The organism is Tardiphaga alba, from assembly GCF_018279705.1.
Taxonomy (GTDB): Bacteria; Pseudomonadota; Alphaproteobacteria; order Rhizobiales; family Xanthobacteraceae; genus Tardiphaga; species Tardiphaga alba.
The window spans coordinates 3,324,829-3,335,258 of sequence record NZ_CP036498.1 but is presented as its reverse complement, the minus strand read 5'-3'; the positions used below and the strand labels follow the sequence as shown (position 1 = coordinate 3,335,258).

Here is a 10,430-nt window from a genome sequence, read left to right as displayed (position 1 = left end):
TGGAGACGAAGAATGCGCATTGCCATCATCACGATATCGGACAGGGCTGCCCGCGGAGACTATGAAGATATCAGCGGACCGGCGATCGAAGCGTGCCTGCGCGGCTTTGTGACATCGGACTTCGAACTCGTCCGCCGTGTGGTCGCCGATGGACGTGCTCTGGTTGCAGACGCGCTGATGGAATATTGCGATCGCGATCCCGTGGATCTAATCCTCACCACCGGCGGGACGGGCCCGGCACCGCGTGACGAAACGCCAGAAGCGATGCAGTCGGTGATGGAGAAAGAGCTGGCCGGTTTCGGTGAGCTGATGCGTCGCGTCAGTCTGGAACAGACGCCGACTGCGATTCTCTCACGTCAAACCGCGGGTATTCGTGGGCAGACCTTGATCATCAATCTGCCGGGGCGACCAGCGGCTATCGACATATGCTTGCGAGCGGTGTTTCCCGCCGTGCCTTACTGCCTTGATCTCATCGGAGCCGGCCGGATCGAGACCGATCCCGCTGTGCTTGCCAGTTTCAGACCGGCGTAGCGCGCGTCACGCAGGATGGAATGTGGGCTCCATCCTGCGTGATGTTTGCGTCGGTTACGCCTCCAGCTGCTTGCCGATCGGCAGGCTGCGGATGCGTTTCCCAGTGGCCGCAAAGATCGCATTCATCAGTGCCGGTGCGAATGGCGGCACGCCGGGTTCGCCGACACCGCTGGGCGGCGCATCGGGATCGGCGGGCACGATGTGCACATTGGTGATGGCCGGTGCATCATCGATCCGGACGACCTGATAGTCGTCAAAGTTCTTCTGCTGCACGCGGCCATCCTTGAAGCTGATCTCACCATATTTGGCGAGGCTGAGCCCCATGATCGCAGCGCCCTCGATCTGCGAGCGGATGCGCTCGGGATTGATAAAGGTGCCGCAATCGATGGCCGTATCGACCTGAGGGACGCTTAGCTTGCCCTTGTCGTCGATGGCGACCTCGACGATGGTCGCGACATAGGCGACAAAGCTGCGGTGCACGGCGATGCCGAGGCCATGGCCTTTCGGCACTGACCGCCCCCATTTGCCTTTCTCCGCCACATGCTCGACGACGCGGCGGAGACGGCCGGTGTCGATGGGATAGCTGCTATAGGGCTCGCCGTAATTCCACGGCTCCTTGACCGAGGACAGGTCGACGATGCGCGGCTTGCCGATCAGGTCGAGCAACACATCCTTCTGATCGCGACCGGTGGCATAGGCGATTTCGCCGACCATGGACTGCACGGCAAAGGCGCGCGGTATATTGGACACCGAGCGGAACCATCCGATCCGCGTCTGTGCCTTTGCTTCCGGATTCTCGCATTGCAGATTGGCGATCTCGAACGGCACGTCGATCAGGCCCATGCCGAGTTCGAGGCCAAGCTCATGCACGGCACCAGCGGCGAAGGTCGATGCGATGCTGGGCGCGGCGCTACGATGACGCCAGGCGATAACCTTGCCGCTCTTGTCGAGGCCGGCCTCGATCCGCTCCATCGAGACGGTGTGATAGAAGTCGTGCTGGACATCGTCCTCACGCGTCCATTGCACTTTGACGGGGGCGCCAAGTTCCTTCGACAGCAGCACAGCTTCCTGCGCGAAATCGCATTTCGATTTTCGTCCGAAACCACCGCCGAGCAGCGTCACGTTGACGGTGACGTTCTCCTCAGGGATTCCGAGGGTCTTGGCGACATCGCCGCGAGTGCCGCCAGGGCTTTGCACGGGTGCCCAGATCTCCACCTTGTCCCCTGGACATGCGCGACGGCGACCGGCGGCTCCATGCTCGCATGAGCGAGATGCGGCGCGTAATATTCGCCGACCAGCACCTTGTCCGCGCCTTTCAATGCCGCATCCGCATCACCTTCCTTGCGGACGACAAGGCCAGGTTGGCGTGTCGCCGCCTCGAGGGTCGTGCGGAATGCTGCGGAATCGTAGCTGGCATTGGCGCCGTCATTCCATTTGATCTTGAGCGCATCGCGGCCCTTGATCGCCGCGCCGGTGTTGCGCGCGATCACCGCCACGCCGCCGAGCGGCTGGAATTTCGAAGGCCACGGCCACCCTTTGACCTCCATGACTTTCTCGACGCCCGGGACCTTCATCGCATCTGTCGCATCGAATGATGCAAGCGTGCCGCCAGTTACCGGCGGGCGGGCGATGACGGCGTATTTCATGCCGGGGAGGCGGATGTCCGCACCGTAATGCGCGGCACCCGTGGTGATGTCGTGAAGATCGACGATGCTGACGGTGCCCTTGCCGAGATATTTGAAGTCCTTGGGATCTTTCAGCGTGATCTCGGTGAGGGCAGGCACCGGCTCCTTCGCTGCGGCATCCGCGAGATCGCCGAAGCCGAGGCTGCGGCCAGTCGCGGGATGGGTCACGGTGTGATTGACGGCTTTCACCTCGGCGCGCGCGACGCCCCATTTCTTGGCGGCGGCGTTTTCGAGCATGAAGCGGGCACAGGCGCCGATCTGGCGCATCGGGATCAGATAGTGACGCGTGCTGCGCGAACCGTCGGTGTCCTGATTGCCGAAGCGCGCTTCATCGCCATGGGCCTGCTGGACGGTCACACGGGTCCAGTCGGCCTCCATCTCTTCGGCCACGACGAGGGGCAGGCTGGTGCGGATACCGGTGCCCATCTCGGCGCGATGCGCGAGGATCGTCACCTTGCCGTCGGGCGCGATGGCCACAAAGATTTTTGGATCGACGACGACGCCGTGCGGCATCTTGCTGGCGCCGGTCTCATAGGCAAAGGACGGGCGCGAAAGGAGGGGCGAGGCAAGAACAAAACTTCCGGCGATCCCGAGACCTTTCAGGATGCTGCGACGGGAGAGGTTTTCTACCTTGCTGGCGTGTGGCGCTGAGCTGCGCGTGCTGGCTGGGTCGAAAGCGATGTTCATGTCAGGCCCCCGTGGATGCGAGATGAACGGCGTTCTGGATGCGCTGGTAGCAGCCGCAGCGGCAGATGTTGCCGGACATCGCCTCGCGGATCTGGTCGCCTGACGGTTTTGGATTTTCGGCGAGCAGGGCTGCGGCCTGCATGATCTGGCCGGCCTGGCAGAAACCGCATTGCGGCACGTTCTCCTGACGCCAAGCTTTCTGCACCACGTGATCACCGGTTGGATGCAGGCCCTCGATGGTGGTGATCGGCTGGCCGGCGGCATCGGAGACGGATGTGATACAGGCGCGGATCGCCTGTTTGTCCATCATCACGGTGCAGGCGCCGCACAGAGCCTGGCCGCAGCCATATTTGGTGCCTGTGAGCCCGAGCTCGTCGCGCAGATACCAGAGCAAAGGGAGATCGGGATCTCCGTCCCATGTCTGCGATTTTCCGTTGATATTGAGTGTGACCATGATCGTTCCTCGCTCTTTGTAAGCTTCGATGGTGGACGGGAGCGCATCGCATGCGTCCCGGTCTCGGCTCCCCGGCAGCTCTTGCGCGCCCGCAAGGCCGGATGAGCAGATGTCATCTGGATGATCGGATGTGGTGGGGGTGATGCCCTCCATGGTGAGTGACGAAATGCTAGCAGAGCAGCGGACGAGCGGACTTCACAGGCACGTGTGTTGCGGATGCGAAGTAACCAGTGGTGCGCATTCGGCCGGTGAAGTCTCAGGGAATCGGCCCCTGATCGCTCGTCGCCGGTTGCATCTTGCAAGCGAGATAAACGCGCGCTGCGTCGGCACGATGCGGGAACCCGCAATGTTCCAGCATCTGCGCAAATAAATCTCCGCATGCGGCAATATGACAATACGTAGTTTGAGACGCGGGAACCCTATAAATAAAGGACGATCCGCGATCTCGACGATGCGCCTACGTTGCATCGATGCGCCACGCGACCCCAGCGAGATTTTGGCGAAATCGCGTTCTTGTTTGGCTCACACCTTCGCCGTATTTGGCCGAACTATGTCCGAAAGCGCTCTTTAGATGTCTCGGGGTTGAGCGCGCAATCGTCTTTGGAATGTGATGCGACTGCGGAAATTTTCTTCCGATCTATTGGTTTGTTTCTCTGCTGCTGCTTTGGTTGTTGCCGTTCATCCAGCCGACGCGCTGGCGTTCGACCCGATTGCATGGGTCACCGGCGACGATACGCCGAAAGTTTCGCCGAACACGTTGCCATACAAGGTCGAATTCGATGCCGATGGTGTCGATAAGACTGCCGTGCAGGCATTGAAGGACGTCTCCAATCTGCACAAGCTGCGCACCGATCCGCCTGCCGATGGCGAGATGCTGGTGCGGCGTGCGCAGCTCGATGCCGAGCCGATGCTGCGGGCACTGTGGGGCTCCGGTTATTACGATGCATCGGTGACGATCGAGATTGCATCAGTGCCGCTGCGTGAAGACGGCGCAACGGCCGCGCAAAAGGCAGAAGAATTCCGCAATAGCGGCCTCGTTCCCATCAAGGTGCGGGTAGCGCCGGGCTCCCTGTTCAAACTGCGCAACATCTCGGTGGTCGATGCCGCCACCATGCGGCCGTTCGATGCGCAGACACTGCCGCCCCATGTGATGAAGATCGCGCCTGGGATGGGGGCAAGTGCAGGGGACTTGCAGGCGGCGCAGGGAGCCATCGTCGATTATTTCCGCGCGCAGTCCTATCCGCTGGTGCGGGCGCGCGATGCCGAGCCGCTGGTCGATCATCGCAACCGCACCATGGACATCACCTTCGTGATCGATCGCGGTCCGCGCGCCGGCTTCGGCGAGGTCACGGTCAGCGGCACGACGAATGTCGATCCACGCGTGGTGCAGTCGTATATCTATCCGGCACCGGGCGATCCCTATTCGCCAGACCAGATCGCGCGTATTCGCAAATCGGTTCTGCAGGTGCCGGCGATCCAGACGGTCCGCGTGCGCGAGGCGCGCGACCTCAACAGCGCCGGGCAGTTGCCGTTCACGGCCGAGGTGACCGAACGTCCCAACAATGTGCTGGGTGCATCCGCCCGGTTCTCGACGCTGGATGGGCCGAGCCTCCGCAGCTACTGGCAGCACCGCAACCTGTTCGGCGGCGCCGAGAGCCTGCGAGTCGAGGCCGACATCTTCGTGCCGCCGCGCACCAATCAAAGCGCACTGGATACGCTGCGCGATTTCGGCTTCTCCGACCTCGGTGGACGTCTGCGCACCACGTTCATCAAACCGGCGCTGAACGGCTCGCGCAACGATCTGCTGCTGGATGGCATGGTCGAGCGGGACCGCACAGGTGGCGACCGCTATGGCGGCTATGAGAGCGAGCGCGCGACTGCGAGCGCATCGATCCGCCATCGCTTCAGCGATACGTTCTCTGCACAGATCGGCATTGCAGGTGACGTCGGCCGCACCACCGATACGCTTGGCACAGTCGATTATCACCTGGTCGGCATTCCCGTGCAGGTCTCCTACGACACCACGGATCATGCGCTCGACCCGACCAAGGGCATCCGTCTGCAAGGCTTTGCCGCGACCTATCCGGACTGGCTGGGCTCGTCGGTCAGTTTTACCGAAACGCGCGCGCAGGCCTCGGTCTATCGCGCGCTCGACGAGTCCGCGCGATACGTGTTGGCCGGCCGTGTGGCGGCCGGTTCGCTGTTCGGCGCCGACACCGCGCTGATCCCCGCTAATCACCGCTTCTATGCGGGCGGCGGCGGCTCGGTGCGCGGTTTCCGCTATCGCAGCATCAGTCCGCTCGGCCCGACCGGTGAAGTGGTCGGCGGCAGCAATCTGCTGGAAGCCTCGTTCGAGGCGCGCATCAAGGTGACCGATACGATCGGCATCGTGCCTTTCGTCGATGTCGGCGGCGCGTTCAATTCGGGCTATTCGAACTTTGGCGAGGAGATGCGCGTCGCGGCGGGTGTCGGCCTGCGTTATTACACCGCCATCGGGCCGATCCGCCTCGATGTCGCTTTGCCGATCAACAAGCGACCGGGCGAATCCGCCTATGCGTTTTACGTCGGCATCGGCCAGGCGTTCTGACATGCGGTTACGCCGCAGAACCATATTCATTGGTCTTGCCGCATTCGTGCTGTTGCTCGGCGTCGCGGGCTATGCGTTTCTCCATTTCACATTGCGCGGGCAGGGCGACGACAAGGGGCTGCTCGCCAATCTGATCTCGCGCGCACTATCGACACCGGCGGCGCAAATCTCGATCGGTGACGTCTCGGGCGTGCTGACATCGGATGTCACCGTCAGCGATGTCTCGATCGCCGATCAGGATGGCGTCTGGCTCAAGCTCGACAAGATCAGGCTGGTGTGGCGCCGCACGGCGCTGCTGGCGGGCAGGCTTGAGATCGACAAGCTCGATGTCGGCCGTCTCGCCATCCATCGCAAGCCGCTGCCGACACCTGCAACGATTGTTCCCGAACAATCGCCGCCCGGTCAGACAGCACAGCCCGATGAGCCGCTGCTGCCCACCATCCCCGTCAAGGTGGAGCTGAAATCCTTTGCGCTGGCGGAACTGTCCCTCGGCGAGCCGCTGCTCGGCGTTGCCTCCCGGCTCACGGCAGCCGGCCAGGCCGTGCTTGGCAATCCCGCCGAAGGCCTCGCGCTGACGCTCGATGCGCGACGGCTCGATGCGCAGGGCGTGTTTGCAGCAAAGCTTGATTACATCCCGGCGAGCGGACGGCTGCAGACCATGCTGACCCTCGACGAAGCGCCTGGCGGCATCGTGGTGCGGTTGCTCAAGGTTGCTGATCTCCCGGCCGCCAAACTGGACCTGCGCGGCACCGGCACGCTGGATGCGTTCGATGCAAAGCTGGCTTTCGATGCCGGACCGAGCACAGGTGCCGATGGCGCTGCGCAACTGACCAGACAGGCCGATGGACGTCGGCTGAGCCTCGATCTCGGTGCGCGCATCGAGGGGCTGTTGCCGTCGGTGATCCAGCCGATCTTCGCCGGCACCACCCGGCTGAACAGCAGTATCGGTTTCGCGCCGGACGGCGGCATCCGCATCGAGCCGTTGTCAGTGGTGTCGAAACTGGCGCGCATGGATATCGGCGGCTCCGTCGATGCGGAGCAGGTCGCCGATCTCACCATCCGCATGCGCGCTTTGCCGAATACGGGCGACGCCACCGAGGTCAACGATATCGGCATCAAGACGTTGGCCTTTGATGCCACGGTGAAGGGCGCGCTGTCAGGACCGCAGGTCGCCGCCACAGCCGCGCTGCGCGACGCAAAATTACCGCAGGGCCGTTTCGGGCAGATCGACGCGTCGTTCAACGCAACGCCGGCGGGCTCGCTGCTTGAAAAGGACACGACGGTCAAACTGACGGGGCAGGTCAAGGCAACGGGCTTGCATGCGAGTGACGCGGCTATCGACAGCGCTGTCGGGTCGTCACTTTCGCTGATGTTCGCGGGTACGAGCCGTGCGGGCATCGTCGATGTGCAGACGTTGCAGCTGCAGACGGAAACCGCAGCCGCTTCGTTCGCCGGACAGGTCGGCGGTCCCTTACTGAAAGGCCGGGCCGATATCACCTCGTCCGATCTCGCGCGTTTTGGCGCATTGGCTGGCCTCAAGCTCCGCGGTGCGTTGGCATTCGGAGCGCAACTCGATGGCAGCCCCGACGCCGGACGGATCGACGCGCGGCTCGATGGCAAGCTGACTGGTCTCTCGACCGGGATCGGACAGGTCGATGGACTTACCGGCGGAACGGTCGATCTCGCGGGCACCGTCCGCACGCTGCCCGGTGCAGGGTACGGCTTCGACGATCTGCGCATTGCCGGCCGCCATATTGGTGCACGCGTGCATGGCGATGCCACCAGAGAAAACGCTGCGATCAGCGCCGTCGTGCAGATCCCGCAGCTGTCACATGCCGACAAGACACTGAGCGGGCAGGCCGAGGCAAATGCGCAGCTCAGTGGATCGCTCGGCAAGCTTAATGCCCATGTCGCGATGGCACTGAACGATGTGCGGGCTTCCGGCCGTCCAGTGCCGCGCGTCACGCTTGAACTCGCCGCAACCGACGTCACCGGTGCGCTCGACGCCAAGGCGACGCTCGATGGCATCATCGATCGCAACTCCGCGAATGGGCGTCTGCATGTGGCGAAGCAGAGTGACGGCGGCTGGCGGGTCGATGATCTCGATTTGCGCGTCGGTTCCGTCGCTGCGCGCGGTGTCATCGCGCTGGATGCGGAGCATCTGCTGTCGGGGCAGCTTGCGGCGTCTGCCGGCAATCTCGATGACCTGTCGCCACTGCTGCTGGCCAAACTGGCCGGCGCCTTCGATGCCAGTCTGAACTTCACCACCGAGGCAGGCGCGCAGAATGCACAGATCGCATTGCGCGGACAGGGGCTCAAATATGCGAGCGATGCGATCGGCAAGGTCGATGTGCAAGCGGCGTTGCGCGACATCTGGCGACGTCCGATGGCGGACGGCAATGTCGCCATCGACAATGCGAGCATCGCGGGCGAGGTGGTCCAGAGCGTCCGCGTGGCCTCGCGCAGCACGACATCGGGCAGCGACATCACGCTGAAGCTGAACGGCAAGCGTGTCGGGGCCGATCTGCGGGCCATGCTGGTGCCGGCCAACGACATCCGCCTCGATCTCTCGGCGCTGACAGCGCGCTACGAGAGCAGTCGCATCGCGCTGGCACGACCGGCATCGTTCACGCTGCGTGGCTCGGCCATTGATATCCGCGACTTCGCGCTGGCGCTGGATCGCGGTGTGCTCAGCGTGAATGGGACGGCTGGTGACACGCTCGATCTGACGCTGTCGGCCAAGGCCGTGCCGCTCGCCGTCGCCAATGCCGTGGCGCCGCAGCTCGGGCTTGCGGGGACGCTCGATGCGCAGGCCCGCGTCACCGGGACCGCGCAGGCGCCGAGCGGAGACTGGCGCGTGGCCATCGCGGGGCTCGCAGCGGCGCAGACGCGTGAATTCGCACTGGCGCCGATGGGCATTCAGGCCAGCGGTCGCCTGAGCGAGGGGCAGACTACACTGGATGCGCAGGTCAGCGCGCCGCGCCTCGGCCAGTTGCGCGCCGCCGGGAAGATCCCGCTACAGCGTGGAGCGCTCGATCTCGCGGTGAAGGGATCGCTCGATCTTGCCGCGGCCAACGGCCATCTGTCGCCGCAGGGACGTCGGCTGTCGGGGCGCTCGGATATCGACCTGCGCGTGACCGGTGCGCTCGACAAGCCCAAGCTCAATGGTGCGGCGACGCTGTCGGGCGGCACGTTCGACGATGTCGAACTTGGCACCAAGCTCACTGGCATCGCCGCACGGATCGCCGCGCGTAACGAAGACGTGGTGATCGAGCGCTTCACCGCGACCAGCGCCAATGGCGGCAGCCTGAATGCCAGCGGCAATATCCGCATCGATCCCGACGCCGGTCTGCCCGGTTCGATCCAGGTCTCCGGCCGCGACGTGCTGCTGGCGTCGAACGCCATCATGAAGATGCGCGCCAGCCCGAACCTGCGCATTGCGGGCCCGCTGATGCGCGATCCCCGGATCACCGGGCGCATTGATGTCGATGGCCTCGACGTCAATGTCCCGGAGCGGCTGCCATCCACGTTGAAGCCGCTGGCTGGTACACGCCATGTGGATGCGCCCGAACATGTTCGGCAGGCAATTGAGAAAGAAGAGAAGGCCCGAAAGCGCACCAAGCGGGCGCCGCCTTTCGACGCGGGGCTCGACCTCACCATCGCGGCACCCAATCGCGTCTTCGTGCGCGGTCGTGGCATCGATGCCGAGCTCGGCGGCGACATGCGCCTGACCGGCCGGCTGGCGTCACCGGTGACCATCGGTGCGTTCGAGATGCGGCGTGGGAAGCTGCAGGTGGCCGGCACGCGGCTTGATTTCAGCCGTGGCCGCGCGACCTTCAGCGGCGAGGTGACGCCGGAACTCGATTTTGTCGCGCAGACCCAGGCGGGCGATGTGACCGCACAGATCACGGTCAGCGGCATCGCCTCGGCGCCGACATTCGCGTTCAGCTCGTCGCCCGACCTGCCGCAAGACGAGGTGCTGTCGCGCATCATGTTCTCGAAGGCATCCGGTGGGTTGTCGCCGTTCCAGGCGGTGCAGCTTGCGCAGATGGTGGCGCAGTTCTCGGGCGATGGCGGACCGGACACGATGGAGCGCCTGCGTCGCTCGCTCGGCGTTGATGCGCTGGATATTTCGGCCGGCGGTGCCGGCGGCCCCAGCGTCGGCGCCGCGCGCGCCATCAACAGCCGCGTCAGCGTCGGCGTGAAAGGCGCAGCTGCCGCCAAGGATTCCGCCGTCACGCTCGATATCGATCTCACCCGCCGCCTGCGCCTGCAGGGCGAGGCCTCGGGCACCGGCGCGACATCGATCGGGATCGGGACCGAGATCGAGTATTGAACGAGGGGCGGCCATGTCCGCCCCGAACTTCTCAGTGTCGGGCGAATACTGGTAGTCATTCGCTGGTGTGTTTGAGACACTGGATTTCACTGAATCCGAATAGTCCGCACCACAGAAAATCAACGCGCCGCACAGAGCGCTGTCTCAATG

The 10,430-nt window shown here is 64.0% G+C and carries 4 protein-coding genes and 1 pseudogene; 3 read left to right on the top strand and 2 right to left on the bottom strand.

All coding sequences use genetic code 11. The features are described from left to right. Positions 1-12 precede the first annotated feature (12 nt). A complete protein-coding gene (mog, locus tag RPMA_RS15700; protein ID WP_211908498.1) occupies positions 13-531 on the top strand; it encodes a molybdopterin adenylyltransferase in 519 nt (172 codons plus the stop codon). Between the two features lie 54 nt (positions 532-585). Here mog and RPMA_RS15695 read toward each other — a convergent pair. Both RPMA_RS15695 and RPMA_RS15690 read right to left on the bottom strand, forming a co-directional pair. Beyond that, positions 586-2,903 (bottom strand): annotated as a pseudogene (locus RPMA_RS15695) (molybdopterin cofactor-binding domain-containing protein). A gap of 1 nt (position 2,904) precedes the next feature. Then, entirely contained in the window at positions 2,905-3,357 is a 453-nt protein-coding gene (locus RPMA_RS15690) for a (2Fe-2S)-binding protein (protein WP_211908496.1), read from the bottom strand. Positions 3,358-4,021: 664 nt separating this feature from the next. On the opposite strand from RPMA_RS15690, the gene RPMA_RS15685 reads away from it, so the two are divergent. Together RPMA_RS15685 and RPMA_RS15680 are read left to right on the top strand one after the other, a co-directional pair. Continuing rightward, positions 4,022-5,944: an autotransporter assembly complex protein TamA gene (locus RPMA_RS15685; protein WP_211908488.1), complete on the top strand. Its 1,923-nt coding sequence runs from the start codon at positions 4,022-4,024 to the stop codon at positions 5,942-5,944. A gap of 1 nt (position 5,945) precedes the next feature. Further along, entirely contained in the window at positions 5,946-10,280 is a 4,335-nt protein-coding gene (locus RPMA_RS15680; RefSeq protein ID WP_211908486.1) for a translocation/assembly module TamB domain-containing protein, read from the top strand. Positions 10,281-10,430 lie beyond the last annotated feature (150 nt).

Coding starts and splice junctions, on each gene's coding strand:
- mog (WP_211908498.1), top strand. CDS start 13: ATGCGCATTGCCATCATCACGATATCGGACAGGGCTGCCCGCGGAGAC.
- RPMA_RS15690 (WP_211908496.1), bottom strand. CDS start 3,357: ATGGTCACACTCAATATCAACGGAAAATCGCAGACATGGGACGGAGAT.
- RPMA_RS15680 (WP_211908486.1), top strand. CDS start 5,946: ATGCGGTTACGCCGCAGAACCATATTCATTGGTCTTGCCGCATTCGTG.